This is a genomic window from Streptomyces sp. NPDC057280, from assembly GCF_042668605.1.
Lineage (GTDB): Bacteria > Actinomycetota > Actinomycetes > Streptomycetales > Streptomycetaceae > Streptomyces.
In genome coordinates this window covers 1,222,977-1,247,635 of record NZ_JBHUYR010000001.1, presented here as the reverse complement: position 1 = coordinate 1,247,635, position 24,659 = coordinate 1,222,977, and the positions used below count along the sequence as shown (strand labels likewise).

General features: G+C 70.8%; 25 protein-coding genes, 1 tRNA gene and 1 riboswitch. Of the genes, 18 read left to right on the top strand and 8 right to left on the bottom strand.

The features are described from left to right. Window positions 1-131: 131 nt before the first annotated feature. Window positions 132-1,466, top strand: a complete 1,335-nt coding sequence (locus ACFUO4_RS05725; protein ID WP_383480230.1) for an MFS transporter — start codon at window positions 132-134, stop codon at window positions 1,464-1,466. An 87-nt stretch (window positions 1,467-1,553) separates the two neighbouring features. Here ACFUO4_RS05725 and ACFUO4_RS05720 read toward each other — a convergent pair whose 3' ends face one another. Further along, window positions 1,554-2,138, bottom strand: a complete 585-nt coding sequence (locus ACFUO4_RS05720; RefSeq protein ID WP_383480228.1) for a TetR/AcrR family transcriptional regulator — start codon at window positions 2,136-2,138, stop codon at window positions 1,554-1,556. Window positions 2,139-2,314: 176 nt separating this feature from the next. Here ACFUO4_RS05720 and ACFUO4_RS05715 point away from each other — a divergent pair, with 176 nt between their 5' ends. The 4 genes from ACFUO4_RS05715 to ACFUO4_RS05700 all read left to right on the top strand — a co-directional run bounded on the left by ACFUO4_RS05715 (window position 2,315) and on the right by ACFUO4_RS05700 (window position 6,537). Then, entirely contained in the window at window positions 2,315-3,742 is a 1,428-nt protein-coding gene (locus ACFUO4_RS05715; protein WP_383480226.1) for an MFS transporter, read from the top strand. Window positions 3,743-3,823: 81 nt separating this feature from the next. Then, a tRNA-Pro gene (locus tag ACFUO4_RS05710) sits at window positions 3,824-3,897 on the top strand. Window positions 3,898-4,201: 304 nt separating this feature from the next. Next, entirely contained in the window at window positions 4,202-4,996 is a 795-nt protein-coding gene (locus ACFUO4_RS05705; protein WP_383480224.1) for a serine/threonine protein kinase, read from the top strand. Further along, window positions 4,993-6,537, top strand: coding sequence for a serine/threonine-protein kinase (locus tag ACFUO4_RS05700; protein ID WP_383480222.1), 1,545 nt, complete (start codon window positions 4,993-4,995; stop codon window positions 6,535-6,537). The genes ACFUO4_RS05705 and ACFUO4_RS05700 overlap by 4 nt, the downstream gene beginning before the upstream one ends. A gap of 27 nt (window positions 6,538-6,564) precedes the next feature. Here ACFUO4_RS05700 and ACFUO4_RS05695 read toward each other — a convergent pair whose 3' ends face one another. The 4 genes from ACFUO4_RS05695 to ACFUO4_RS05680 form a co-directional block, all read right to left on the bottom strand. After that, complete coding sequence (locus ACFUO4_RS05695; RefSeq protein WP_383482318.1) at window positions 6,565-7,677, bottom strand: hypothetical protein; 1,113 nt, start codon at window positions 7,675-7,677, stop codon at window positions 6,565-6,567. A gap of 35 nt (window positions 7,678-7,712) precedes the next feature. After that, window positions 7,713-8,090, bottom strand: a complete 378-nt coding sequence (locus ACFUO4_RS05690) for a hypothetical protein (protein WP_383480220.1) — start codon at window positions 8,088-8,090, stop codon at window positions 7,713-7,715. Then, window positions 8,087-8,335 (bottom strand): hypothetical protein, encoded by a 249-nt coding sequence (locus ACFUO4_RS05685; RefSeq protein WP_383480218.1) that lies wholly within the window; start codon window positions 8,333-8,335, stop codon window positions 8,087-8,089. Before ACFUO4_RS05685 ends, ACFUO4_RS05690 begins: the two co-directional genes overlap by 4 nt. Window positions 8,336-8,473: 138 nt before the next feature. Further along, the gene (locus ACFUO4_RS05680) at window positions 8,474-9,457 is read right to left on the bottom strand and encodes an ArsR/SmtB family transcription factor (protein ID WP_383480216.1); all 984 of its coding nucleotides are present in this window, start codon (window positions 9,455-9,457) and stop codon (window positions 8,474-8,476) included. 230 nt (window positions 9,458-9,687) lie between these two features. Here ACFUO4_RS05680 and ACFUO4_RS05675 point away from each other — a divergent pair, with 230 nt between their 5' ends. The 4 genes from ACFUO4_RS05675 to ACFUO4_RS05660 all read left to right on the top strand — a co-directional run bounded on the left by ACFUO4_RS05675 (window position 9,688) and on the right by ACFUO4_RS05660 (window position 14,520). Then, entirely contained in the window at window positions 9,688-10,098 is a 411-nt protein-coding gene (locus tag ACFUO4_RS05675; RefSeq protein WP_079307343.1) for a hypothetical protein, read from the top strand. A 46-nt stretch (window positions 10,099-10,144) separates the two neighbouring features. Next, on the top strand, window positions 10,145-11,392 hold the full coding sequence (locus ACFUO4_RS05670; protein WP_383480213.1) for a serine hydrolase domain-containing protein: 1,248 nt from the start codon (window positions 10,145-10,147) through the stop codon (window positions 11,390-11,392). 271 nt (window positions 11,393-11,663) lie between these two features. Beyond that, window positions 11,664-13,862 carry a glycoside hydrolase domain-containing protein gene (locus ACFUO4_RS05665; protein ID WP_383482315.1) on the top strand — a complete coding sequence of 733 codons (2,199 nt, stop codon included), beginning with the start codon at window positions 11,664-11,666 and terminating at the stop codon, window positions 13,860-13,862. Window positions 13,863-13,884: 22 nt separating this feature from the next. Then, on the top strand, window positions 13,885-14,520 hold the full coding sequence (locus ACFUO4_RS05660) for a hypothetical protein (RefSeq protein WP_383480211.1): 636 nt from the start codon (window positions 13,885-13,887) through the stop codon (window positions 14,518-14,520). Between the two features lie 78 nt (window positions 14,521-14,598). Here the strand turns inward: ACFUO4_RS05660 and ACFUO4_RS05655 are convergent, their stop codons facing one another. Beyond that, complete coding sequence (locus ACFUO4_RS05655) at window positions 14,599-15,357, bottom strand: NPP1 family protein (protein WP_383480209.1); 759 nt, start codon at window positions 15,355-15,357, stop codon at window positions 14,599-14,601. A 15-nt stretch (window positions 15,358-15,372) separates the two neighbouring features. Beyond that, complete coding sequence (locus ACFUO4_RS05650; protein WP_383480207.1) at window positions 15,373-16,488, bottom strand: glycoside hydrolase family 19 protein; 1,116 nt, start codon at window positions 16,486-16,488, stop codon at window positions 15,373-15,375. Between the two features lie 238 nt (window positions 16,489-16,726). Between ACFUO4_RS05650 and ACFUO4_RS05645 the strand changes: the two genes are divergently transcribed. Further along, entirely contained in the window at window positions 16,727-17,590 is an 864-nt protein-coding gene (locus ACFUO4_RS05645) for an LLM class flavin-dependent oxidoreductase (protein WP_079307335.1), read from the top strand. 12 nt (window positions 17,591-17,602) lie between these two features. Here ACFUO4_RS05645 and ACFUO4_RS05640 read toward each other — a convergent pair whose 3' ends face one another. Further along, a complete protein-coding gene (locus ACFUO4_RS05640; RefSeq protein ID WP_079307333.1) occupies window positions 17,603-17,890 on the bottom strand; it encodes a DUF1905 domain-containing protein in 288 nt (95 codons plus the stop codon). Between the two features lie 141 nt (window positions 17,891-18,031). Between ACFUO4_RS05640 and ACFUO4_RS05635 the strand changes: the two genes are divergently transcribed. The 8 genes from ACFUO4_RS05635 to ACFUO4_RS05600 all read left to right on the top strand — a co-directional run bounded on the left by ACFUO4_RS05635 (window position 18,032) and on the right by ACFUO4_RS05600 (window position 24,658). Beyond that, entirely contained in the window at window positions 18,032-18,154 is a 123-nt protein-coding gene (locus ACFUO4_RS05635; protein ID WP_383480205.1) for a putative leader peptide, read from the top strand. A gap of 118 nt (window positions 18,155-18,272) precedes the next feature. After that, window positions 18,273-19,139: a glutathione S-transferase C-terminal domain-containing protein gene (locus ACFUO4_RS05630; RefSeq protein ID WP_079307332.1), complete on the top strand. Its 867-nt coding sequence runs from the start codon at window positions 18,273-18,275 to the stop codon at window positions 19,137-19,139. 39 nt (window positions 19,140-19,178) lie between these two features. Then, a riboswitch (SAM riboswitch) is annotated at window positions 19,179-19,287 on the top strand. 32 nt (window positions 19,288-19,319) lie between these two features. Then, window positions 19,320-19,469, top strand: a complete 150-nt coding sequence (locus tag ACFUO4_RS05625) for a hypothetical protein (RefSeq protein WP_179143282.1) — start codon at window positions 19,320-19,322, stop codon at window positions 19,467-19,469. Between the two features lie 166 nt (window positions 19,470-19,635). Further along, window positions 19,636-20,622, top strand: coding sequence for an amino acid ABC transporter permease (locus tag ACFUO4_RS05620; protein ID WP_383480202.1), 987 nt, complete (start codon window positions 19,636-19,638; stop codon window positions 20,620-20,622). After that, window positions 20,619-21,404: an amino acid ABC transporter ATP-binding protein gene (locus ACFUO4_RS05615; RefSeq protein WP_383480200.1), complete on the top strand. Its 786-nt coding sequence runs from the start codon at window positions 20,619-20,621 to the stop codon at window positions 21,402-21,404. The genes ACFUO4_RS05620 and ACFUO4_RS05615 overlap by 4 nt, the downstream gene beginning before the upstream one ends. Window positions 21,405-21,459: 55 nt before the next feature. Continuing rightward, window positions 21,460-22,482: an ABC transporter substrate-binding protein gene (locus tag ACFUO4_RS05610; RefSeq protein ID WP_383480198.1), complete on the top strand. Its 1,023-nt coding sequence runs from the start codon at window positions 21,460-21,462 to the stop codon at window positions 22,480-22,482. Between the two features lie 22 nt (window positions 22,483-22,504). Beyond that, entirely contained in the window at window positions 22,505-23,263 is a 759-nt protein-coding gene (locus ACFUO4_RS05605) for a GNAT family N-acetyltransferase (protein ID WP_383480196.1), read from the top strand. A 192-nt stretch (window positions 23,264-23,455) separates the two neighbouring features. Then, entirely contained in the window at window positions 23,456-24,658 is a 1,203-nt protein-coding gene (locus tag ACFUO4_RS05600) for an LLM class flavin-dependent oxidoreductase (protein WP_383480194.1), read from the top strand. Window position 24,659: the final 1 nt, after the last annotated feature.

The following is a 24,659-nucleotide window of genomic DNA, read 5'->3' as shown; positions in this document are numbered from 1 at the left end:
ATTTCGCGCACCCACTGGACGTTTCCGGGGCCGACCGCCGACAACTGTCGATGGGATTGTTGACAAAAACGTTGACGTTCGGCGGACGGCTCCTTAGCGTCTGGCGCACCAAGTACGAGAGGTAACCAACGATGTCTTCCTCCCCCTCCGCCACCGCATCCGCCCGCGGCACCGGACTGGCCGGACTGGTCGTCGGACTGTGCTGGCTGGCCGTCCTCTTCGACGGCCTCGACATGTTCATCTACGGCTCCGTGCTGCCGCACCTGCTCGCCACCGGGACCTTCGGGCTCACCGCCGACCAGGCCGGCGACCTCGGCTCCTACGCCACGTTCGGCATGCTGGTCGGCGCGCTGACCGCGGGCACGGTGGCCGACCGGATCGGCCGCAAGAAGCTGATGGTCGGCTGCGTGACCCTCTTCTCGCTCGCCTCGGGCCTGTGCGCCCTCGCGGGCGGCGCCGAGGTCTTCGGCCTCGGCCGGACCCTCGCGGGCGTCGGCCTCGGCGGTCTGCTGCCCACCGCGATCAGCATGGTCTCCGACTACGCCCCGCGCGGCCGCGCCGCCCTCACCATCGGCGTGCTGATGACCGCCCACCACGCGGGCGGCATCCTCTCCGCCTGCGTCGCCAAGTGGCTCATCGACCCGGTGGGCTGGCGCGCCGCGTTCTGGGTCTGCGTGCTGCCGCTGCTGTTCGCGCCGGTGCTCGCCAGGTTCCTGCCCGAGTCGCTGAGCTTCCTGGTCGCCAAGGGCCGCACGGAGGAGGCGCGGGAGCTGGCCACCCGGTACGACGTCGAGCTGCCCGTCGCCAAGTCCGGAAAGAAGTCCGCCGCCGACCGCTGGGACGCCCTGGCCAACCTGTTCCGCGGGGGCGAGTGGCTCCAGACGCTGCTCTACTGGTGCGCCTCCTTCGGAGGTCTGCTCCTGGTCTACGGCGTCGCCACCTGGCTGCCGACCCTGATGCGCACCGAGGGCTACGCCCTCGCCGACGCCCTGACCTTCGTGGTCGTCTTCAACGTCGGCGGCATCGTGGGCATGCTGATCGCGGGCCGGGCCGCCGACCGGTTCGGCGCCCCGCGCATCTCGGCCCTGTGGTTCGCGCTGACGGCGGTCGGGGTCTATCTGCTCGGCGTGCACCTGGACCAGACGCTGACCATGGTGATCGTCTTCCTCACCGGCGTCTTCCTCAACAGCGCCCAGACGATGATCTACGCGACGGTGTCCCTCCGCTCCACGCCGGACAACCGTGCCACGGCCGTTGGCTGGACCTCCGGCATGGGCCGCTTCGGCGCGGTCTTCGGCCCGTGGCTGGGCGGGCAGCTGCTCGCCGCCGGGAACGGCGACTGGGGCTTCACCGCCTTCGCGATCACCGGCGTCTGGTCGACGGTCTTCATCGGCGCCGCCGCACTGCGCAGCGTCAAGCCGGGTGTGCGGGCCGGGAGCGGGCAGGAGCTGGTCGGCTCACACTGACCTGGGCCATGACAGGGGAAAGGCCGAAGCCGGCCACCGCGGAGTCAGGGGCGGTGGCCGGCTTCCCATGACAGCTCACGGCCGCTCTCAGGCTCCCCGGTGCCTGCGTACGCCGTCCAAGGCGATCCCCAGCACCCGGTCCCGTTGTGCCTCGTCCTCGAAGGCCGTCGCCATGATCCCCGAGACCATCCGCAGCAGATCCCCGAACTCCATGTCCCGCCGCACCTCACCGGCCTCCTGGGCCCGCGTGAACAACGGACCCCCCGCGGCGAACATCGACTCACGGCACGCGGCGAAGACCTCCGACTCCCCGTCGAGCGCCTCCCGCACCGCCCGCTTGGTCACCATGTACCCCGCGAACCGGTCGAGCCAGACCGCCAGCGCCTCCCACGGCTCCCGGTCCGCCACCTCCACCGCCAGCCGGCACAACGCGTTGACCTCGTCCGCGTACACCGTCTCGAAGAGATGCCGCCGCGTCGGGAAGTTGCGGTACAGCGTGCCGATGCCGACTCCTGCGCGGCGCGCGATGTCCTCCAGCGCCGCCTCGGCGCCGTGCTCGGCGAACGCCTCCCGCGCCGCGGCCAGCAGGGCGTCGTAGTTGCGGGCGGCGTCCTTCCGGGTGGGGCGGCGCGCCGCGACGAGCTCGGTGACGGGGAAGGACTGGGTGGTCACGGGCGCCTCCCGGAGGTGAAGCGGAGGTGTACCTCCGATACGGGTTGAAGCGGAGGCAGGCCTCCGATAGAGTGGAGGCGTACCTCCACTTTAGCAGTCGAGGTGCCTCCTTCGTCCTTTCCGCGACCGCTCCCAAGAGGCTCCGGCCGCACCCTCGTGCTCGGAGAGGCTTCTCCATGCCCCGCAATTCCACCCGTCTCACCTTCGCGGTCCTCGCGACCGGCGCCGGCGTCTTCGCCATGCTCCAGTCGCTGATCGCGCCGGCCCTGCCGACCGTCCAGCACGCCCTGCACACCTCGCAGTCCACCGCGACCTGGGTGATGACGGCGTACCTGCTGTCCGCGTCGATCTTCACCCCGATCCTCGGCCGCGTCGGCGACCTGACCGGCAAGAAGCGCACCCTCGTCGCCGTCCTGGCGACCGTGGCGGTCGGCTGTCTGCTGGCCGCGCTGGCGCCGAACATCGGCGTCCTGATCGTCGCCCGGGTCGTCCAGGGCGTCGGCGGTGCCCTGTTCCCGCTGTCCTTCGGCATTATCCGGGACGAGTTCGCCGCGTCCGAGGTGAGCAAGAGCATCAGCAACCTGTCCGCCGTGATCGCCGCGGGCGGTGGCGTCGGCATCGTCGCCGCCGGGCCGATCGTCTCCGCGCTCGACTACCGCTGGCTGTTCTGGATCCCGGTCGCCGTCGTCGCGGTCGCCACGCTCATCGCCGTACGGTATGTGCCCGAGTCGCCCAACCGGGCCGAGGGCAGCGTCAACTGGCTCGGTGCCGGGCTGCTGTCGGCGTGGCTGGTGGCGCTGCTGCTGCCGCTCAGCCAGGCCGCCGTCTGGGGATGGGGATCGGCCCGCGTGCTCGGCCTGTTCGCCCTGGCCGTCGTGCTGTTCGCGCTGTGGCTGTCCTCCGAGGCCCGCTCCCGTACCCCGCTGATCGACCTGCGGGTGATGCGGCTGCCCGCCGTGTGGACCACGAACACCGTGGCGCTGCTGTTCGGCGCGGGCATGTACGCGCTGTGGTCCTTCCTGCCGGGGTTCGTCCAGACGCCGACGGCGGCCGGGTACGGCTTCGGCGCGAGCGTCACCGCGGCCGGGCTCCTGATGCTGCCGATGCTGGTGGCGATGTTCGTCTCCGGTGTGGTCGGCGGCCGCCTGGAACCGGTGTTCGGGGCGAAGACGCTGCTGGTGACGGGCGCCGCGCTCGGTGCGGCGGCCGTCGGTCTGCTCGCCGCGTGGCACGACGAGCAGTGGCAGGTCGCCCTGGTCTCCGGCCTGTTCGGCCTCGGCATCGGGCTCGCCTTCGCCTCCATGGCCAACCTGATCGTGGGCAGCGTCCCGGCCGACCAGACGGGCGCCGCGACCGGCATGAACGCCAACATCCGCACCATCGGCGGCTCCATCGGCGCCGCCGTCACCAGCGTCCTGGTGACCGGCCACCTCCAGCCGTCCGGTCTGCCGTACGAGTCCGGATACACCCACGGCTTCACGCTGCTGGCGCTGCTGTTGCTCGCGGCGGCCCTGGCCGCGCTGCTCGTCCCCGTCCGGCGGGCCGTACGGCAGGTCACCGCGCCGGCGCCGGCGCCCGCGGAGGCCGTCGGCACCCGGGGCTGACGTCCCGCCAGCCGGACCGGCCGCGCGCGTGAGGTAGGGTTTACCTGCGCGTTCACACGGAACACCCGTGGCGATCGCGGCCGGGACGTGGCGCAGCTTGGTAGCGCACTTGACTGGGGGTCAAGGGGTCGCAGGTTCAAATCCTGTCGTCCCGACGGTGTGAAGGGTCTTCGCGGGCGAGAGCCTGCGGGGACCCTTTTCGTGTGGGCCGTTTCCTGCCTCAAGGTCAGCCCCGCACAGGGAACCGAGATGTTCGGCCGATCGTCCTAGTGGTCGTGCCTCGTGCTCTCGCCCCTGGAATCGGCCCGTTCACGGTGCCTGGCATGGATAACGATGTCACGCGTGCGGCTTTTGACCACAAGCCGGTGCGGACTCCCGAGGCGACGAAACGGCGACTGTGACCGAGGTAGGCGCCCTGCGCCCCTACAATCCTGGCGACCACATCGGGGGAAAGTCGGTATGGAAACGATCATCGTGCAGCCGCCCGGCCCGTCACGGCCGGGCGAAGTCCCCGTCGGCGGGCCCGAGTTGCTGCACATGGGACCGGGCGACGTGGCCGACTTCGGACGCGGGACGCCCGGCGGCCGGACCGTCTCCATCGTCCTGCCCGACCCCGGGATCTCCCGGCGGGCGGGACGGCTGGAAGCGGCCGAGGACTACTGGCGGCTGTCGAACTTCAGCCGTGACACCGCGTATGTCGTCGAGAACCTGGAGGGGGCCGGCGAATACATCACCGTCGCGCCGGGCCGGCTCGGAGCGCCGGTGCCCTTCGAGTTCTCCCGAGTCGTCCTGCCCGCGCTGGGCGGCACCGTCGACTTCAAGGTGTTCGCCCCGCAGCACGCCTACCTGGACGAGCAGTCCTCGCCCGGCGCCGGGGAGTTGACCGTGCATCCCTACGCGCTCGACGCCACGGCGAAGTACTTCCTGGTGCTGGTGGCCCTGTGCGAGCCACGGCTGCGCGACCCCTCGGACGGTGTACTGCCGGGCGCCGGGGACATCGCGGAGCGGCTTCGCCCGCTGGAGAGCTGTCGTGGCCTGACCCGCTCCGCGGTGAACTACCACATCGACTACCTGGCCTTCGCCAAGCTGCGCCTGGACCTCGGCGACGAGCCCGGAGCCGACGGCAACGCCCGCACCGGCGTCAAGCGCGCCCGACTGGCCTCCCTCGCCCTGCGCTTCGGCCTGGTGCGCGAGGAACACCTGGCCCTGTTGCCGTCCCACAGACGGCCCGCCCCGCAGGAGAGCGGCGCATGACCTCCTCAGGCGCCGAGCAGGGCGCTCTCGACACGCCACGTCTGCCGGCGGGTTTCCGCATCGAGGACTGGCAGTTGGACTCCGTCATCGGGTCGGGCGGCTGGGGGACCGTGTACGAGGCCCGCGCGGTCGACGACGGCACGGTCGTGGCGGTGAAGGTGCTGCCGACCGGCGCCCTGGCACCCGGTCAGCGTGCCGCGCTCGGCGAACTCGTCGCGCGCGAGGTGCGCTTCAGTGCCGAGGCGGATCACCCGCACCTCGTACGGACCCACGCGGTGTGCACCGTGGACGCGCCGGACCTGCCCGCACTGGACGGTGCCATCGCGCTCGTCATGGACCGGGCCGAGGCCAGTCTGCGCCAGGTGCTGGACGCCGCCGCGACCGGCCGCCCGATCCCGGACGCCGTGCGGGTCCTGCGCGGCGTCGCCGCCGGACTCGCCCATATGCACGGCGCCGGCTGGGTGCACGGCGACCTCAAGCCCGCCAACGTGCTGCTGGGCGCGGACGAAGCGGTCTGGCTCGCCGACTTCGGCCTGGCCACCGAACTGGAGGGCACCCACGCCTATGTGCCGCCGCTCGGCACGCTCGACCATGTGCCGCCCGAGTGGTGGTCCCAGCGCACCGGGGCGGACGGGACGATGGTGCGGCCGACCGCCGACATCTGGGCCTTCGGCGTCCTGGCCCACCAGGTGCTCACCGGCGGCCTCCACCCGTTCCCCGGCGCCACCGCCCGCGCCCGCTCGCTCGCCGCGCAGGCCTACGCCCGGGGCACCGCGCCGCTGCGCCTGGACGCCGGGCTCGACGACCACTGGCGCCGCCTCATCGAGGACTGTCTGGCGCCCGATCACGCGGCCCGCCTGCGGCACACCGCCGAGAGTCTGTCCGCCCGGATCGAGGAATTGGCGGGCCCGCGCCGCCGACGCCGACTGCTTCCGGTCGCCGCCGTCGCGGTCGCCGCGGTGTCGGCCGCCGCCATCACCGGGGTCGCGCTGCTCGGCGGCGGCGGAGGCGGGGGAGACGACGATGAAGACCAGGGGCGGGATGCGCCGGCCGTCATCGTCACGCACAGCCCGGCCGACGGGGAGATCCCGGAGGACTCCGACGTACCCGAGGCACTGCGACCGGTCATCGTGAAGGCCGCCCACCGCTGCACCGACGCCGAGGTCACGCCCGCGTTCCTCGCCGCCATGCTCAAGGCGGAGAGCGGCTTCGACGTCAACGCGTCCCGCCCGAAGAGCGAGGAGTTCGGCATCGCCATGTGGACGCCCTCGGTGTTCCGGGCCTGGGCGGTCGACGGCGACGGTGACGGTGACAAGGACTACATGTCGGCACCGGACGCGATCTCCACGATGTCGCTGTACGTGTGCTGGCTCGACCAGCAGTTCAAGAAGGCGAACATGCCCGCCGCGGACCTTCCCGCGCTGATGGCGGCCGGCTACCGCACGAGCGACCGCACGGTCATCACGGAGGGCGGTGTCCCCGAGCGCGTGGAGCCCCACGTCAAGAAGGTGCTCCGCTACCTCGCCGACTACGGGGGGTGAGGTGGCGGAGCCGTCGCGCGCGGTTGTTCAGCAGTCCTTGACGTCCGGCATCTTGTTGTCGGGCGAGTTGATGTAGATGTTGGAGATCCAGCCGTTGTACTGGGGGAGGTACGCCCACCATTCATTGGTGTAAGGCGGTACGTTCACCACCTCGCCCCTGGCCTGGCAGCCCACCAGCACCTCGACGCCTGCCGGGAGTTGAGTGAGCGGTGCGTTGCCGGTGCCGGGGTCGGGGCGGACGTTCACATGGTCGCTCCAGGTGCCGTACCACCATCCCGCGGGCCGCGTGGCTCCGGGGACGTTCAGGGAGCGGGTCAGCCGGCCGATGTCCGTGTACGCCTTCCCGTACGACGTGCCGACGGGATGCAGCGTGAACACGGCCACGATGGAGCGGTCACCGGCGCCCACGGTACCCGTGCTGTGCAGCGCGGGCCGGGTCAGGTCGACGTCCGCGGCGGCGGCCGGAGCCGGGCGGGCCGTCTCGGTCGTGGCCGTGGTGCGCACCGGGCCGCAGGTGCCCTTCTCGAACGAGGACCCGGACCAGCCCTGCTTCACCGCCCAGGGCTTCGTGAACGCCCCGGCGACACCGAAGTGCTGGTCGAAGCCGTCCGAGGCGCATCGGGTGGACTGGCGCAGGTTGCCCATCACGAAGTCGCGCACGGGGCCGGGCGCCGAGTCCAGGAGGTAGCGGTAGATCGTCACCGTGTCGCGGGCGGAGAGCGCGGTGTAGCCCCAGTAGCCCTCGTACCCGGTGGGCGGCGGTGCCGTGTCCTTGAGGCCGAGGCGGCTGACCATGCGGGTGATGATCGCCGTACCGCCGTGGTCCGACCAGTAGGCGCTGGCCGCGTCGTCGTCGCTGGCGCGCAGCATCGGCTCCAGCCACGCCCGGTCGGCGGCCGGCACCGTGTAGTCGGGGCCCCGGTTCCACAGGTAGTCCAGCGCCAGCAGCAGCTTGACGACCGAGGCGGACCGGAAGCGGGTGCTCGTGTTGAGCTGCTCGGTGAAGGTACCGGTCTGCCGGTCGAAGACGGCGACCCCGGCGCTGACCCCGGCGGGCACCTCGGCGGACGCGGCGGCAGGACGGCCCGGCTGCCGGGCCGGGGCGTCGGCGGCGGCGGACCCCGCCGCCCCGCCGATCATCAGCAGTGCGGCGGCGGCAGCGAGAAGGCGGCGCCTCACAGGTAGTGCTCCCTGAGGTTGAGCGAGTTGATCGGCGTGAGGTCCACGTACCAGCCCTCCTGCGGAGGGATGGACTCGTGGCAGTCCGTGTTGACCGACTTGCACAGCTCGACGAGGGCGCCGTCGTACTGGTTGTTGAGGATCCAGTGGTTGCCGTACTGGTTGTAGATGGGGTGGAAGCCGTAGGAGTAGAAGATGTGGCTCGGGTGCGGGTTGTTGGCCGGGGTCACGTTCTGCGGGTAGATGCAGACGGCGCCGTAGGGGCAGCCGTCCCATGTGCCGCCCTCGGCCTGGGCCTGGGCGGCGCCGGTCAGAACGGCGGCGGCGGTGAGGGCGAGCGCGGCGGCGCCGCGCAGGATTCTGCGCATGGTCATGCCTTTCGGGTGAATGCCGGGAAGCGGGAGCGGCGGGCGGGCCCTGCCACCAGGGGGAGCAGCGGATCACGCCGTCCGACCCCGAAGGCGATCTGCCGGCCGACGTAGGAGCCCTTCTCCAGCGTGATGCGGACGCTGCCGAGGCTGAAGTCGGCGGGCTGGTCGGTGTCGCCCTCGGCGTTGTCGGGGTGGTCGCGGAAGCCGTGCGCGCCGGCCGTGGCGAGAGTGGAGCGGAACGGGCGCATGGGAGCCGTCTCTTCCTGTCTGTGGAGGGCGCCCCGCCGTACCGCCGGGGCCTGGAAGACGACTCGAACCTTAGAAAGGGGAAGGGGGCCGGCGGTCCTGACGGATGTCAGGGTGGCGGGCGGGATCCGGCCGTGAGCTCACCCCGACAGCAAGGAGACCAGCGCCCCGCCCGATGCCGTGTGCCGCGCCACCACGTGCTGTCCCTGCCGCTCCCGGGTGATGAGCCCGGCCGCCTCCAGCTGACCGCAGTGATAGGTCACGGTCGCCGGCGTGCAGTTGAGGGTGGCGGCCAGGGAGCCCATGGTGCACGGGCGAGCCAGCTCGCGCAGGATTCCGGCCCTGAGGGTGCCCACCACGAGCTTGAGCCTGTCTCTTTCGGCGGTGGCTTCCCGGGTGGTCCACAGCGTGTTCAGGCCGGGCACGGGATAGCCGAACCACACGGCGTCGGAACGGTCGAAGCTGAAGACCGAGGCGCCGTAGCCCGACACGATCGGCACCAGCACCACCCGGCGGGCGCCCCGCTCGAACGTCTCGGGGTGCGGATCGGGCACGTACAGCGTCTCCCCGGCGAAGCGGATCTTGGGCCCCAGCCCGGCGAGGACGGGCGGCAGGGCGTTGCTGACGACCGCCACCCCCACGCGTTCGGTCTCCTGGGCCAGCAGGGAACCGGCCCGCGCCCAGATCGGCCCGAAGGCTTCCCACACGGCGCCGAGAATGGCCGCGTACGCGTGGATGAAGGCCTTCGGCCGGTCGACGACCGACTGCCACTGCCGGGGAACCGTCCCCCCGAAGTCCGTCTCCAGCTCCCGCAACAGCTGTACGGGCGGGACGTCGGCCAGGCGTTCGAGCTGGACCGAGAGATCGGTCTCCCACAGGGGTGCCGTCGGCGTGAGGCAGTCGGGAACCATCGAGTACTCCGGGGTGAACAGCGGCCGCAGCACCGCCTCCGCGCCCTCGGGCACCGCGGAGCGCAGCGCACGCCGCCAGGTGGGGTGCAGCCCCTGGGAACGACCGCCGAGCGCATCCGCGACGAGGGACATCAGGGTGACGCCGGGCTGCGCCACCACGGATACCGGCACTGTCTCCAGTGGCCCCAGACACAACTCGGAGAACCGGGCCATGAGCACCCCCCGTTGACGGCCACCACCTCTTGGGACGCACGGGTTTCGGCAAAGGTTTCGAAGAGCCTGAGCAAAACCGCCGACCGGGACGCGTTTTGAAGTCCTTCGAAATGCTGGGGCACGCCTCTGCCTGTGCCCAGACTGTGTCCGACCCCGGGGGACGGTGGCGGCTGACCGACCGCGCCCATCGCTGTGCCCCCGCGACCCTGACAACGACGAGGGGGAACGTCATGAACTCCGTCCGCCGAAAGATCCTCGGCCTCGCGACCGTCGCCGCGACCGCCCTGACCCTGCTGGGCACGACGACGCCGGCCGACGCAGCGACCTACCCGTGCCAGATATCCGGATCCACGATCCCCTGCACCACGGTGACCGGCATCGACCCCGGCTCCTGGCTCCAGGTACGCACCGGTCCCGGCTACACGTACGGCCCGATCGCCGAGGCCTACAGCCGCCTCTACAACGGCAACCAGGTCGGCCTCACCTGCTGGACGCTGGGCGACGGCGCCTACGACAACCCCAACTACCGGTACTGGATGCGGGTCGAGGTCGGCAACAGCTACAGCGGCTACGTCAACGACTGGTACCTGAACACCGGTAGTCCGAACGTGTGGAAGCAGCAGATCAGGCAGTGCCCCTAGGGCGGACCGCTCCCGCCCACCGCTCTTCTTGACCCAAGGAACTGACATGACGTCGAACAACCGCCGCCGCCTGGCCGCCGGCGCCACCCTGATCGCCGCGCTCGCGGTCGGAGTCGTCCCCACCACGAACGCCCACGCCGCTCCTGCCGCTCCCGCCGCCGCGCGCGCGACCACCCCCGCCCCCGACATGGACGGCGTCGTCGCCGCGCTGAACGCCGCCATGGCCCAGGGCGCACCGGGAGCGATGGCCCGGTTCACCGGCCCCAAGGGCGTCCAGGTCCGCACCGTCGGAGTACGCGACCGGGACACGGGCGCCGCCATGGACATCCGCGCCCGCTTCCGCATCGGAAGCGTCAGCAAGACCTTTTCCAGCGTGGTCCTGCTCCAACTCGTACAGGAAGGAAGACTGGAGCTCGACGCCCCGGTGAACCGGTACCTTCCCGGGCTGCTGCCCGACGACCGGATCACCGTGCGGCACCTGCTGACTCACCGCAGTGGCCTCGCCGACTACACCGACGCGATGTTCGAACACACCGTGCCCGGCTTCGAGGCCGTACGCAACCGGGTCTTCAGTTACCAGGAGCTGGTCGACCTCTCACTGAGCGAGCCCCGCACCACCGAACCGGGGGTCGCGTACAAGTACTCCAACACCAACTTCGTGGTCGTCGGCATGCTGATCGAGAAGATCACCGGGAAGCCGGTCGCCCAGGAGTACCAGCGCCGCATCATCAAGCCGCTGGGGCTGCGCAACACCTCGTACGTGCACCCCGACGTCCGGATCGCGGGGCTCCACGTACGCGGCTATCTGCACCCGGACGAGGAGGGCGAGCCCCTGGTGGACTCCACGGAACAGACCGTCTCCTGGGCGCAGTCGGCCGGCGCGGTCATCTCCAGCCCGGCGGATCTCAACACCTTCACGACCGCGCTGATGCGGGGCAGGCTGCTGTCCCCGAAGATGCTGGACGCCATGACCACCGTCACCCCGACCGACACCACCAACACCCGCTTCTACGGCCTCGGTCTGCGCCGCTACGACCTGTCCTGCGGGACGCAGATCTACGGCCACACCGGCACCGTGCAGGGGTACTACACCTACGCCTTCGCGACCCGCGACGGCCGGCGCAGCCTCTCCGCGATGGCCAACACCTCGAACAAGGGCTCCGCCAACACGGCGCTCGGCGGCACGCTCGAGGCCGCGTTCTGCGGCAAGAAGCCGGCCTCGACGGCGTCGGCGTCCGCCCGGTCCGGGCCGTCCACGCTGCCGGCCGAGTCGGACCTGCCCGAACACCGCTGAGACCCGTCCGGGGCCTGAACCCCGGACGCCGACCGCGTCCCTCAGCTCCCGCACCGTGGGCGGGGGCGCGGTCGGACGCCGTGGTCTCCTCGCGCGCCCTGACATTTGTCAGGACCACGGCAACCGCGGCCTCGTTAGGTTCAGCCCACGTCCCACTGGATCGACGGCGTCCCGCGCTGCTGACGCGGCCTCGCAGACACGACCCACGACGGAGCCGACCCCCCTCGTCTGCGCCCAGGCGCGCGTGAAAGGACACAGCGTGGCCGACCACATGGTCATCGAGGCACAGAAGTTCATCAACTCCTACGACGTCGCCGGAATCCCGAAGGTCGAGGAGAACGGCCGCACCGGCTGGGCCGTCATGTTCGCGCTGACCCGGGCGCTCCAGTACGAGCTGGGCATCACCTCCCTGTCCGACAACTTCGGCCCGACGACGCTCGCCACACTCCAGGCCCGCCACCCCGTCATCAACGCGGGCACCCGGCACGAGAAGATCCTCAAGATCGTGCAGTCGGCCCTGTACTGCAAGGGCTACGACGGCGGCGGCATCGACGGCACGTACAACGGCTCCGTCGCGGCCTCGATCCGTGAGCTGACGCAGAACATGGGCGTCGGCGGCGTCTTCCCGGACGGTGTGGCGCCCAAGGTGTTCAAGGCGCTGCTCACCATGGACGCGTATGTCGTCATCGAGGGCGGCAGCGACCTGACCCGCGCGGTGCAGCAGTGGATGAACGGCCGTTATGTCGGCCGCCGCAACTTCTTCATCGTGCCGTGCGACGGGCACTTCTCACGGGACGTGCAGAGGGCGCTCATGTTCGCGATCCAGTACGAGATCGGCATGAGCGACGACGTCGCGAACGGGGTCTTCGGCCCCGGCACCCAGCAGGGCATCAGGAACAACCTGCTGTCGGAGGGCTCGTCGGGGACGTGGGTGAGTCTCTTCACCGCCGCGATGATCTTCAACAAGCGCGTCGGGGTGTCCTTCGACAGCCGTTTCGACGCCGGCCTGGCCGACCGCGTGCGCAGCTTCCAGAACTTCGCGAAGCTCCCGGTCACCGGCCGCGGGGACTTCCAGACCTGGGCCTCGCTGCTGGTGTCCACCGGTGACGCCACCCGCAGGGGGACCGCGGCCGACTGCGTCACCGAGGTCACCGAAGCGCGGGCGGTGGCGCTCAGGGACGCGGGATACCAGATCGTGGGCCGCTACCTGTCCAACGTCCCGGGCACCTCACTCGACAAGAAGATCAAGATCGGTGAGCTGAGCCGGATGGCCGCCCACGGACTGAGCTGCTTCCCGATCTACCAGACCTGGGGCGGGGAGGCGGCCTACTTCCGCCGCGAGCAGGGCATCGCCGACGCCTTCGCGGCCATCGAGCGGGCCAAGTACTACGGCTTCAAACCCGGCACCCGCATCTACTTCGCCGTCGACTTCGACGCGCTGGACCACGAGGTGACCGACCATGTCCTGCCGCACTTCCGGGGCATCCGGGACATCATGAACGAACACGGCCAGGGGTACCTGACGGGCATCTACGGGCCCCGCAACGTGTGCAGCCGCGTCGCGGCCGCGGGATACACCTCGGCGAGTTTCGTCTGCGACATGTCCACGGGATTCTCCGGGAACCTCGGCTATCCGCTGCCCGACGACTGGGCGTTCGACCAGATCTCCACGGTCTCGGTGGGAGCGGACAGCGGTCTCATCGAGATCGACAACAACATCGTGTCCGGCCGTGACGCCGGCCAGAACACCTACGGCACCGAGCAGGTCACCGGAATCCTGGACGTCACCATGGACATGTCCCTGCGCGGCGCCCTGCTCGCGGACGTCCAGTCGTATCTCCTCAACAGCATGGGCGTGCCGGAGACGGGCGGGAACCAGGGCGCCCAGGTGCTCACCTACCGGTCGACCACCGAGGCGTTCGACCTGGTGATGAGCTTCGACGGGCTGGTCACCCAGCTCGCGCGCACGTTCAAGATGCGCAAGGCCATCATCCAGGCCCCGCTGCTCTGGGAGATACGGATGTACAACAGCCTGGACGTCATCGGCGACGAGGCGGTCATCGACCACTACAACGGGACGGGGCTGAGCACGAAGACCGACTCCAGCACCGGTCTCGCGCAGATCTTCGCGGCCACCGCCATCCGCGGCCGCAACCACTGCATCCTGGCCGGCCTGATCGGCGGCAGGCTCATGCTCCCCTCCGACGAGAACGACCTGTGGAACGTCTGGCAGCAACTGCACGACAACCACGACTACAACATCCGGACCGTGCCGACGGTCCTGATCGAGGGCGCCAACGACGTCGGCGTGCCCCGGCCGTCCATGTTCACGGGCGACGAGGACACCCGCCGCACCCTGGCCCGCTACAACGGCAATGACAGCGAAGGGCGGGCTGACGCCTACGGCACCGCGATGCTCGGCCTCCACCGGGTGTTCGAGAAGTACAACGCGCCCCTGCGCGGTCTGTGACACCCCCTCAGAAAGGACAGGCATGACCGTCTCATCCACACGTCTGCCGCGCCGTTGCGTACTGCGCACGGGAGTCGGTCTGACCGCGGCGGCGGGCCTCGCGACCCTCGCGGTCCCCTCCCCGGCGTCCGCGTCGTCCGGAACCGAGCCCGTATCCAGTGCGAACGGCTGGTCGATCGAACCGGACGCCGACGAGTCGGGAGTCATCTGGACCCGTCAGGTGCCGGGCAGTTCGGTGTCCGTGGCCCTGCGCCTCGGCGAGGCCGCCACCGTGCTCATCCACGTCATCCGCCGCTACCACTACGAGATCGACACCCTCGTCGACGGGGAGGTGATCGGCTTCCGCCCCGCGGACGGCACACTGAAGGGCCACGCGACCAACCACGCCTCGGGGACCGCGATCGCGATCCGCCCGACCTGGTACCCGGACGGTGCCGAGGGCGGTCTCTTCCCCCACCAACTCGCGACGGTCCGCGACATCCTCGAGGAGTGCCAGGACGTGGTGGCCTGGGGTGGGGACTTCCGCCGTCCGAACGAGTCCCACTTCCAGATCGACGTACCCCCCTCGGACGCGCGCCTGAAGCGGCTCGCGGCCAGGATCCGCGGCTGGGAGGACAAACCGGGCCAGGGGGCGGGGACGCTCACTTTGGGCGCCTGACACCGGCAGGGGGCCGTCGAGCGGCGGACGGGGGGGCCTCGCGGGCGAAAGCGCGCGGGGCCCCTCACGATGTCGCCCTCAGGCGTTCGGGTCGAAGGGGATGCCGGACGGCTTGGAGATGCCGAGGGCGTACTGGAAGTCACCGTCGTCGATCTTGAGGGTGGCCGAGCCGAAGTCCGCGCCCAGGAGCTTGTCGCGGTAGCCGGCCGGGTAGCCGTTCCAGCCGACCAGGCGGGGGAAGAACCAGCCGCCCGTGACGTTCTCCGGCGGCTCGTCATTGCCGCCCGCGAAGCGGAAGCAGTGGGTGGACAGACCGTCCTTGTGGTAGACGATCTTCGGGTGCGTGCCGTCGAAGCGGACCGACGAGCGAGCGGCCACCTGGTAGCCGCTGTGCTGGGACACGGACACGTACTGGACCTGGTCACCGCTGATCCACACCACGACGTGTTCCCAGTCGTGCCGGTGCCCGATGGCGGCCGGGCCGAGGGTGGCCTGGTCCTTCTCGAAGTAGCTGGCGTACATCACCGCGCACCAGCCGTTGTTGCACTTCGCCCGCGAGTAGGTGTTGGCGTTGGCGAGCTGGGCGTAGTCGTGGCAGTGGCCGTTGACGTCACCGCCCGGCTTCAGACCGGGGTTGAGGGTGCCGTCGGCGCCGATCGCGGCGGTGGCGTAGCAGCCGTCGCCGTCGTAGTCGTAGGCCGGGGAGAACGTCTGCTCCAGGCCGTCGGCGTTCTGCGGGAGCAGGGTCAGGACGTTCGCGTGGGCGGACGTGGGGACGGTCACGACGAGGGCCAGGGCGGTGAGGAGGGCCGAGGCGAGCGGTCTCAACTTGGGCATGATCGCGGTTCCTTGTCAGCAGTAGAGGTTGCCGCCCGGCGAGACGCCGAGGATCGAGGTGAACCGGTTGTAGGCGTCGACGCGGCTCTGCACCTGCGCCGGGTTCCTGCCGTCGCACTCCAGGGAGCCGTTGATGGAGCGGATCGTCTGGCCGAAGCCCGCCTGGTTGACCATGGCGTTGTGCGGGGTCATGGTGCCCGGGCCGGACTGGGTGTTCCAGTACCACAGGCCGGTCCTCCAGGCCACGGAGGCGTCGTTCTGCACCAGCCAGGGGTTGTTGAGGAGATCCAGGCCCAACGCGTCCCCGGCCGCCTTGTAGTTGAAGTTCCAGCTGAGCTGGATGGGGCCGCGACCGTAGTAGGCGGCCTGGCCGGCCGGGCAGCCGTACGACTGGCTCCAGTCGCAGTAGTGGGGGTAGTTGGCGGTGTTCTGCTCGACGACGTACACCAGACCGCCGGTCTCGTGGTTGACGTTGGCGAGGAAGGCGGCCGCCTCCTGCTTCTTCACGGTGTCGCTGCCGGTGTTCGCGAAGCCGGGGTAGGAGCTCAGCGCCGCGACCAGCCCGCTGTAGCTGTAGAACGAATTCCGGTTCGGGAACATCTGGTTGAACTGCGCCTCCGACACCACGAACCCGGACGGGGTGCCGCCCCCGCCGCTCGCCGGCGCGTTCCACTTCTGGTTGGCCGTACCGGAGCAGGTCCAGATCTGCAGCCGGGTGCCGTTGGCGCTGTTGTTGTCCCGGACGTCCAGGCACTTGTTCGCGGCCGGGTTGACGATGTCGCGGGCCGCGGTCACCACCCATTGCTGATTGGCGCTGCCCGAACAGTCCCAGAGCTGGACGGCGGCCCCGTCGGCGGTGCTGCGGTCGACGACGTCCAGACACTTGCCGAGCGCCCGGAGCGTGCCGTCACCGGAGTTGGACCAGATCTGGGCGCCCGTGCCGTTGCAGTCGTAGAGCTGTACGGCGGTGCCGTTCGCGGCGTTCGCGCCCGCCACGTCGACGCACTTGCCGGCGAGCCCGGATATCGAGCCGCTCGCGGCGTGCGCCGGGGTCACGGTCAGCAGTGCGGTGAGGACGGCGAACAGTGCGGCGAGCACCGGGAGTCGGGCCGCGCGAAGGGAGAAGGGCATGGTGGGGACGCTCCTGAGGGGGGTGATGGGGGGTGGGGGGTGAGCGGGCGTCGCACGGGGGTCTGCTGCCCCGTTGCTGACCCGGAACCTAAAGGTCTGGACCAGTTCCGTCAAGGGGTGAAGTAAGCCTTGAGGGAAGGGAGTTGCCGGCCACTTGCCGACCCGCTCGGCCGAAGTGCCCCGCCCGGAGGCATGATGGCGGCGACTGTGTGTTCCCCATGCATGGAACGGAGCGCAGATGGACATCGGGATCGGCCTTCCCAACACGGTGCCCGGCACCGAGGCACAGACCCTCCTCGACTGGGCGAAGCGCGCGGAAGACGCCGGGTTCAGCACCCTCGGCACCATCGGACGCCTGGTGTACGGCGGTTACGAGGAGCTCATCGCCCTCACCGCCGCCGCCGCGGTGACCAGCCGCATCCGGCTGACGACCAGCGTGCTGCTCACGCCGCTGTACACGAACCCCGCGCTGCTCGCCAAGCAGGCGGCCTCGCTGGAACGAATATCGGGGGGCCGGTTCGTGCTCGGCCTCGGGCTGGGCGGACGCGACGACGACTACGAGGCCAGCGGGCTCTCCACCAAGGGCCGGGGGCGCCGGTTCGAGGAGCAGCTCGGGGAGCTGAAGCGGGTGTGGGCGGGGGAGGAGCGCGGGTTCGCCGGCGCGATCGGGCCGCGGCCGGTGCGCGAGGGCGGTCCGGAACTGATCCTCGGCGGCGGCAGCGAGGCCAGTTTCCGGCGGGTCGCCGAGTTCGCCGACGGCTGGATCATGGGCGGCGGCACGCCGGACATGTTCGCCGAGGCCGCGGCCGGCGTCGACGCGGCCTGGCAGAAGGCGGGCCGGGCGGGCTCACCGCGCAAGCTGTCCCTGGCCTACTTCGGCCTGGGCCCCGACGCCCGCGCCCAGGCGGACGGCTATCTGCTCGACTACTACGGTTTCCTCGGCGACGTCGCCCAGCAGGTCGCGGGGAGCGCGGCGGTGAGCCCGGAGATGGTCACGCAGTACGTCGCCGCGTTCGAGGCGGCCGGCTGCGACGAGCTCATCTTCGTACCGACCGGGTCGGGGCTGGACCAGATCGACCTGCTGGCCGAAGCCATCGCGTGAGCCGTCCCCCGGTCACAGGACGACGGTCATCCGGACGGTCACCTCGTCGTCGGTCGTGAGGCTCCGGGGTCCCCGGACGGCTGCCTTGAGCGGCAGCAGATAGCCGCCGTCCTTCGGGAAGAGCGACGTGGTGAAGGCGGTCTCGCCGATGCTCGCCTCGACCGGGATCACCCCCCAGCCGTACGAGGCCGCCGTCGCCACCTCACGGATGTCGGCGGACTCCTCGTCCGGCACGGGGACGAAGTAGTACGGCGCCGGGCCGCGCCATTCGATCACCCGACCGGTGAAGACCAGTTCCATGGGGCGTCAGCGTACGGGATCTCCGGGCGCCCCCGGAGGAGACCTTCACCGGTCGGTGACCGGCCCGTGGACGCCCTCTTGACGTCGCGCGGCGGCCGATCGACACTCCAGATGGGAATCCTAGTGAACAGGTAGGGAAACATGGGGCGCCTTGAACCGGCCGACGGTCGCGTGAGCCGCACGTCTCGGCCGTCGCCTCTTCTCACCTCCCGCCGGCACATCGACCTCCAGCGCGTCTGCAGCGCCATCCGCGCCCGCGGCTGACCCGGTCGCCGTTCCCCGTCGCGTCCGCCGTGCCGCCTCGCACGGCCGCGCCCCCTCCTTCTGGCCCGACGTCGCTTCCGCCGCGCGTACGTCCGCGCGCCCATCCCCGGGGAGATCCATGTCCGTCACACCGCTCGCCCCCGTCCCGACCACGCAGTCCACCCCCGCGTTCCGGGGCCGGATCGGCCGGGACGCGCGCAGCGGGCACTACGCCGTGCCCCGCCGCTACCGCCTGCACCTGTCGACCGCATGTCCCGACGGCCTGCGCATCGCCGTCGCGCACAGCCTGCTCGGCCTCGCCGAGGCCTGCCCCGTGACCTTCCTGGACGCCGTCCCCGACTGTCCCGACGGCGGACACTCCGCACTGCGCCCGCTGTACGAGGCGAGCGCGCACCGCTACACCGGGGCGGCCGCCGGGCCGGTCCTCAGCGACGACTGGTCGGGCCGCATCGTCAGCACCCACGCCCCGGACATCACCCGCGACCTGGCCCGGCACTTCGGCGGCGGCCGCGCGGCGCTGTACCCGTGCGGCGCGGAGTCGGAGACGGAGGCCGTCGAGCGGCTGTGCGCGGACGGCATCGAGCGGGCCGCCCAGAACGCTGGATCGGCCGGCGGCGACCCGGCCGCGCTCGACAAGCTGCTGGAGACCCTCGGCTCGCTGGACCGCTGGCTCGTCGGACGCGCATACCTGATCCGCGATCAGATCACCGCGGCCGACGTCGAGTTGTGGGTCACGCTCGTCCAGCTCGACACCGTGCACCGCCATCATCTGGACGCCTCCGCCGTGCAGCGGATCGCCGACCATCCCGAACTGTGGGCGTACGCCCGCCGGTTGGCCGCCCACCCCGCCTTCGGTGCCCACCTCGACCTCGACGGCATCGCCCGCCGCCACCACGCCCGCTGTCGCGGCCTGGAGGCCGCCGGGTCGGCCGTGCAGATCCTGGACTGGGCCGCGCACAGCGCCCACGTGGTGGAACGGCGTTGACATCCGTTCGGGGACATGTCTTTACTTACGCCCCAGAACGGTCATGAGCGTCAGCGACAAGCCCTGGCTAGCTGACCGGCAACCCTCGCTCCGCGGTGGGGTGCCCCAGGTGACGACCGGACCGACGACATATCGGTAAGCGCGAGGGCCCCGACGGGCCGGAAGAACACGGTGACGGACATGTACGCAGCTCCCAGGACGGCCCCGCGCCGCTCCGACGGCTGCGTACTGCCGTACGTGGACCTGCTCGTCGCCGACCGGGCCGTCGATCTGCTCCGCGTGAACAGCGCACTGTGTACCGCACCGGGCCGTGCCCGCTGTCGGGGCTGACCTCTCCACCTCCGCAGCCCCGCCCCCGAAGACGAACACCGCCCCCGCGGTGTGCCGTTGTCCACCAAGCCCCGGTGCCCGTGCGTCCTCGCGGGTCACACCTCCACGGTCGTGACCCGCCTCGTTCGCCGTACCCCGGGGAATCGACTCCCGCCGGAGCCCCTCCATGAGCGAACCCCCAGGCGCCGCCGTGTCTCTCACCGATGCGCCGCCGCCCGCATCCGACGCCCCGTCAAAGCCCCTCGCGGCCCAGCGCGTTCTGCCCCTGCGCCGCCCCGGCCGGTGGATCGCCACCGCCGTCGTCCCGGTCCTCGCGGCCCAGTTCGTGCACGGCCTGGTGACGAACCCCTTCTACCAGTGGGACCGCTTCGGCTACTGGTTCCTGCGGCCGACGATCCTCGACGGACTGCTCGTCACGCTCGAAGTCACCGCCTACAGTGCGGTGCTGGGTCTCCTCGGCGGCATCCTGCTCGCGCTGGCCCGGCTGTCGAAGAGCCCGGTCCTGCGGGCGGTCAGCTGGATCTACATCTGGACGTTCCGCTCCATCCCGCTGATCGTCATCCTGCTCTTCCTCTACAACTTCAGCGCCCTCTACCAGACCCTCAGCGTGGGCGTCCCCTTCGGGCCGGCCTTCTTCACCTTCGACGAGTCCCGGCTCGCCACCGACATCGTGGTCGCCGTCGTCGGCCTGAGCCTCAACCAGGCGGCATACGCCGCCGAGGCCGTCCGCGGCGGCATCCTCTCCGTCGACCAGGGCCAGCACGAGGCCGCCGCCGCCCTCGGACTGCCCAACGGCTACCAGTTCCGCAAGGTCGTCTTCCCGCAGGCCCTGCGCTCCATCACACCGAACTACGTCAACCAGCTCATCGACCTGGTCAAGGCCACCTCACTGGTGTTCTACGTGTCGCTGCTCGACCTGTTCGGCGCCGCCCAGACGATGGGCGCCACCTACCCAGGCGACATCGTGCCGCTGCTGCTGGTCGTCACCGTCTGGTACCTGATCCTCACCACCGTCGTCTCCGTCGTCCAGTTCTACGTCGAGCGCTACTTCGCCCGGGGCGCCACCCGCAGCCTGCCGCCCACCCCGCTCCAGAAACTGCGCACCGGAGCGAGCGACCTGCGCGCCCGTATCCGCCGGGAGGCCGCCGTATGAGCACCGAGACCCTCCAGATCGTGCCGGCCGCCGTCGAGGTCCACGACGTGCACAAGTGGTACGGGTCGCACCGGGTCCTGGACGGCGTCGATCTCACCGTCCGCCCCGGCGAGGTGACCGTCATCCTCGGCCCCTCCGGCTCCGGCAAGTCCACCCTGCTCCGGGTCGTCAACCACCTGGAGAAGCCCGAGATCGGGTACGTCAGCGTCAACGGCGAACTCATCGGCGTGCGCAAGCAGGGCGACCACCTCAAGGAGCTCAGCGAGCGGGCCATTCTCGCCCAGCGCAGCAACATCGGGTTCGTCTTCCAGAACTTCAACCTCTTCCCGCACCTGACCGTGCTCGAGAACGTCGCCGCGGCCCCGGTCGCGACCGGCAAGCTCGACCGGGACGCGGCCCAGAAACTCGCCCGTGAACTCCTGGACCGGGTCGGCCTCGCCGACAAGGAGTCCGCCTACCCGCGGCAGCTGTCCGGCGGCCAGCAGCAGCGCGTCGCCATCGCCCGCGCCCTCGCGCTGCGGCCCGGCGTCATCCTCTTCGACGAGCCGACCTCCGCCCTCGACCCCGAGCTGGTGGGTGAAGTCCTCGCCGTCATCAAGGACCTGGCGAAGAGCGGCACCACCCTGGTGATCGTCACCCACGAGATCGGGTTCGCCCGCGAGATCGCCGACCGGGTCGTCTTCATCGACGGCGGAAAGATCGTCGAACAGGGCCCGCCCTCCGAAGTGCTGGACAAGCCCCAGCACGAGCGGACCCGGGACTTCCTCAGCAAGGTCCTCTGACCGCCGCTTTCTTTCTCCTCCCGTTTCACCTCTCACTCACACGACAAGGACAGCCATGCGCACGCACCTCACCCGACGCAGCCTGATACGAGGCCTCACCGCGGCCACCGCCGTCGCCACCCTCGCCACCGGGCTCGCCGCCTGCGGGGGCGACAGCGACGCCGCCACCCAGACGAACGACGCGGCAGGCACGGTGACCGTGGGTCGGCTGTCCAACGGCGCGGCCACCGAGACCGCGCTGAAGGTCGGCGAGGTGAAGTCCATCAGCTCCCTGCTCCCCGCCGACATCAAGAAGAGCGGCAAGCTGGTCATCGGCTCCGGCACCCTGCCCTCCGGCGCCCCGCCGCTCGGCTTCATCGGCAGCGACCAGAAGACCCTCACCGGCTCCGAGATCGACCTCGCCCGGCTGGTCTCCGCCGTCCTCGGCGTCAAGCCCGAGGTGCAGCGCTCCACGTGGGAGAACCTCTTCATCGGCCTCGACAGCGGCAAGGTGAACGTCGCGTTCTCCAACGTCACCGACACCGAGGAGCGCAAGCAGAAGTACGAGTTCGCCTCCTACCGCAAGGACGACCTCGCCTTCGAGGTGAAGAAGGACAACACCTGGAACTTCGACAACAACTACGAGAACCTCGCCGGCAAGACCGTCTCCGTCGGCAACGGCACCAACCAGGAGAAGATCCTCCTGGAGTGGAAGGCGAAGCTGGAGAAGGAGGGCAAGAAGCTCACGGTCAAGTACTTCCAGGAGACCAACAGCCTCTACCTGGCCCTCAACAGCGGCAAGATCGACGCCTACTTCGGCCCCAGCCCCAACCTCTCGTACCACACCACGCAGACCGCGAAGACGCCCCAGGCGACCCGTATCGCGGGCCAGTTCTCCGGTGCCGGTGAGACGCTCCAGGGGCTGATCGCCGCGACCGCCAAGAAGGACAGCGGCCTCGCCAAGCCGCTGGCCGCCGCGATCAACTACCTGATCGACAACGGGCAGTACGCGAAGTGGCTCAAGGCCTGGAACCTCTCCGGCGAGGCCGTCGCCAAGTCCGAGATCAACCCGCCCGGCCTGCCGCTGACCAACTCCTGACCGCTTCCTCGGAAAGGCCATCGTGGTCCACCAGACCGCCCTGGGCACCCGCCTGCTGGACAACCCCGTGTGGGCCGCGCTCGACGGCCCGCACGCCGGGTTCGCCGAAAGGGCCGGCCGGGCGGCGCGCTACCCGGCGGACGTGTACGCGTTCGCCGCGCTCGCCGACCCGGCCGACCCGGCCGCCTGGGCCGACCTGCACCGGCTGCTCGGTCCGGCAACCACCGCCCGCGTCAAGGGAGTCGACGGCGTCCCCGCCGGCTGGGACGTCGTCGGCGGCGGCCAGGGCGTCCAGCTCGTGGACACCCATCTGCGGGCCGAACCCGACCCCGAGGCCGTGCGGCTCGGCCCCGACGACGTCCCGGACATCCTGGACCTCGTCGCCCGTACCCGCCCCGGCCCCTTCCTCGCCCGCACCGTCCACCTCGGCACCTACCTCGGCATCCGGCACCGCGGCCGGCTCATCGCCCTGGCGGGCGAGCGAAGCGAGATGGGGGTCCCCCCGGCCGAAGGCTGGGGGAGGCTGCACCTGCCCGGCTGGACCGAGATCAGCGCGGTCTGCACCGACCCCGCCCACCGGGGCCGGGGCCTGGGCACCCGGCTGGTCCGCGCGGTCGCCGCGGGCATCAGAGAGCGCGGCGAGACCCCGTTCCTGCACGCCGCCGCCCACAACACCACCGCGATCCGGCTGTACGAGTCGCTCGGCTTCACGCTGCGCCGCCGCACGACCATCCTTCAGGTGCGCACCCCAGGAACAGACGCCGGGGCGCGGGCGTTGTGAGCTGTGACGAGGCGCGCGCCGGCAGGACGGGAGGCAGGGACGTGTGTATCCCCTACCTCCGCCTGCACATCGACCTCCAGCGCGTCGCCGGCGCTCTCTGTCGCCCCTGACCCGTTTCCACCCCGCCGTGTCCTGAGTGCCGTGTGCCCGGGCCGGTGTTCTCGCCTACGGATCTCCAGGAAGGCACCCCTCGTGTCCCCTTCTTCCCCGCTGCATCTCGCCGTCGCCCTCGACGGCACCGGCTGGCACCCCGCCTCCTGGCGCGAGCCGGTCGCCCGCCCCCGCGACCTGTTCACCGCCGCCTACTGGGCCGACCTGGTCGCCGAGGCCGAGCGCGGGCTGCTCGACTTCGTGACCCTGGAGGACGGGCTCGGCCTGCAGTCCTCGGTCTTCGGCGGACTGGACGGCCGCACCGACCAGGTCCGCGGCCGCCTGGACGCCGTACTGATCGCGTCCCGCATCGCGCCCCTCACCCGGCACATCGGCCTGGTGCCCACCGTGATCGCCACCCACACCGAGCCGTTCCACATCTCCAAGGCGATCGCCACCCTCGACTACGTCAGCACCGGCCGTGCCGGACTGCGGGTGCAGATCGCGCCCCGCCCGGACGAGGCCGACCACTTCGGACGGCGCACGATCCCGCGGCTGACCCTGGACGAGCTGCAGAGCCCGGCCGGGCAGGACCTGGTCAGCGAGTACTTCGACGAGGCCGCCGACTACGTCGAGGTCGTGCGCCGGCTCTGGGACAGCTGGGAGGACGACGCCGAGATACGGGACGTCGCCACCGGCCGCTTCATCGACCGGGACAAGCTGCACTACATCGACTTCGAGGGCAAGCACTTCAGCGTCAAGGGCCCCTCCATCACCCCGCGCCCGCCGCAGGGCCAGCCCCTGGTCACCGCCCTCGCCCACCAGACCGTTCCGTACCGGCTGGTGGCCCGCCAGGCCGACGTCGGGTACGTCACGCCGCGCGACGCCGAGCACGCCCGCGCGATCGTCGCGGAGATCCGCGCGGAGCAGGAGACGGCGGGCCGCGCCGGCCAACCCGTTCATGTCTTCGGTGACTTGGTGGTCTTCCTCGACGACGACCCCGCGGCGGCCACGGCCCGCCGGGAACGCCTCGACGACGTGGCGGGGGAGCCGTACGAGAGCGACGCGCGCGTCTTCGCCGGAAGCGCGGCCCAACTCGCCGACCTGCTCCAGGAGTTCCAGTCCGCCGGGCTCACCGGCTTCCGGCTGCGCCCCGCCGTCCTCGGTCACGACCTCCCGGCCATCACCGAGGGCCTGGTCCCCGAACTCCAGCGCCGCGGCGCCTTCCGCACCGCCTACGAGGCCGACACCCTGCGCGGCCTGCTGGGCCTGGCCCGCCCCGCCAACCGCTACGCCGCAGCCTGAG

What these genes read in the sequence shown, in the direction of transcription:
- ACFUO4_RS05610 (WP_383480198.1), top strand. Translation starts at nt 21,460, where the DNA reads ATGCGCACGCACCTCACCCGACGCAGCCTGATACGAGGCCTCACCGCG.
- ACFUO4_RS05665 (WP_383482315.1), top strand. Translation starts at nt 11,664, where the DNA reads ATGGTCATCGAGGCACAGAAGTTCATCAACTCCTACGACGTCGCCGGA.
- ACFUO4_RS05645 (WP_079307335.1), top strand. Translation starts at nt 16,727, where the DNA reads ATGGACATCGGGATCGGCCTTCCCAACACGGTGCCCGGCACCGAGGCA.
- ACFUO4_RS05680 (WP_383480216.1), bottom strand. Translation starts at nt 9,457, where the DNA reads ATGGCCCGGTTCTCCGAGTTGTGTCTGGGGCCACTGGAGACAGTGCCG.
- ACFUO4_RS05650 (WP_383480207.1), bottom strand. Translation starts at nt 16,488, where the DNA reads ATGCCCTTCTCCCTTCGCGCGGCCCGACTCCCGGTGCTCGCCGCACTG.
- ACFUO4_RS05705 (WP_383480224.1), top strand. Translation starts at nt 4,202, where the DNA reads ATGGAAACGATCATCGTGCAGCCGCCCGGCCCGTCACGGCCGGGCGAA.
- ACFUO4_RS05660 (WP_383480211.1), top strand. Translation starts at nt 13,885, where the DNA reads ATGACCGTCTCATCCACACGTCTGCCGCGCCGTTGCGTACTGCGCACG.
- ACFUO4_RS05675 (WP_079307343.1), top strand. Translation starts at nt 9,688, where the DNA reads ATGAACTCCGTCCGCCGAAAGATCCTCGGCCTCGCGACCGTCGCCGCG.
- ACFUO4_RS05655 (WP_383480209.1), bottom strand. Translation starts at nt 15,357, where the DNA reads ATGCCCAAGTTGAGACCGCTCGCCTCGGCCCTCCTCACCGCCCTGGCC.
- ACFUO4_RS05615 (WP_383480200.1), top strand. Translation starts at nt 20,619, where the DNA reads ATGAGCACCGAGACCCTCCAGATCGTGCCGGCCGCCGTCGAGGTCCAC.
- ACFUO4_RS05685 (WP_383480218.1), bottom strand. Translation starts at nt 8,335, where the DNA reads ATGCGCCCGTTCCGCTCCACTCTCGCCACGGCCGGCGCGCACGGCTTC.
- ACFUO4_RS05640 (WP_079307333.1), bottom strand. Translation starts at nt 17,890, where the DNA reads ATGGAACTGGTCTTCACCGGTCGGGTGATCGAATGGCGCGGCCCGGCG.
- ACFUO4_RS05670 (WP_383480213.1), top strand. Translation starts at nt 10,145, where the DNA reads ATGACGTCGAACAACCGCCGCCGCCTGGCCGCCGGCGCCACCCTGATC.
- ACFUO4_RS05620 (WP_383480202.1), top strand. Translation starts at nt 19,636, where the DNA reads ATGAGCGAACCCCCAGGCGCCGCCGTGTCTCTCACCGATGCGCCGCCG.
- ACFUO4_RS05725 (WP_383480230.1), top strand. Translation starts at nt 132, where the DNA reads ATGTCTTCCTCCCCCTCCGCCACCGCATCCGCCCGCGGCACCGGACTG.
- ACFUO4_RS05715 (WP_383480226.1), top strand. Translation starts at nt 2,315, where the DNA reads ATGCCCCGCAATTCCACCCGTCTCACCTTCGCGGTCCTCGCGACCGGC.
- ACFUO4_RS05690 (WP_383480220.1), bottom strand. Translation starts at nt 8,090, where the DNA reads ATGACCATGCGCAGAATCCTGCGCGGCGCCGCCGCGCTCGCCCTCACC.
- ACFUO4_RS05695 (WP_383482318.1), bottom strand. Translation starts at nt 7,677, where the DNA reads ATGATCGGCGGGGCGGCGGGGTCCGCCGCCGCCGACGCCCCGGCCCGG.
- ACFUO4_RS05630 (WP_079307332.1), top strand. Translation starts at nt 18,273, where the DNA reads ATGTCCGTCACACCGCTCGCCCCCGTCCCGACCACGCAGTCCACCCCC.
- ACFUO4_RS05635 (WP_383480205.1), top strand. Translation starts at nt 18,032, where the DNA reads ATGGGGCGCCTTGAACCGGCCGACGGTCGCGTGAGCCGCACGTCTCGG.
- ACFUO4_RS05700 (WP_383480222.1), top strand. Translation starts at nt 4,993, where the DNA reads ATGACCTCCTCAGGCGCCGAGCAGGGCGCTCTCGACACGCCACGTCTG.
- ACFUO4_RS05625 (WP_179143282.1), top strand. Translation starts at nt 19,320, where the DNA reads ATGTACGCAGCTCCCAGGACGGCCCCGCGCCGCTCCGACGGCTGCGTA.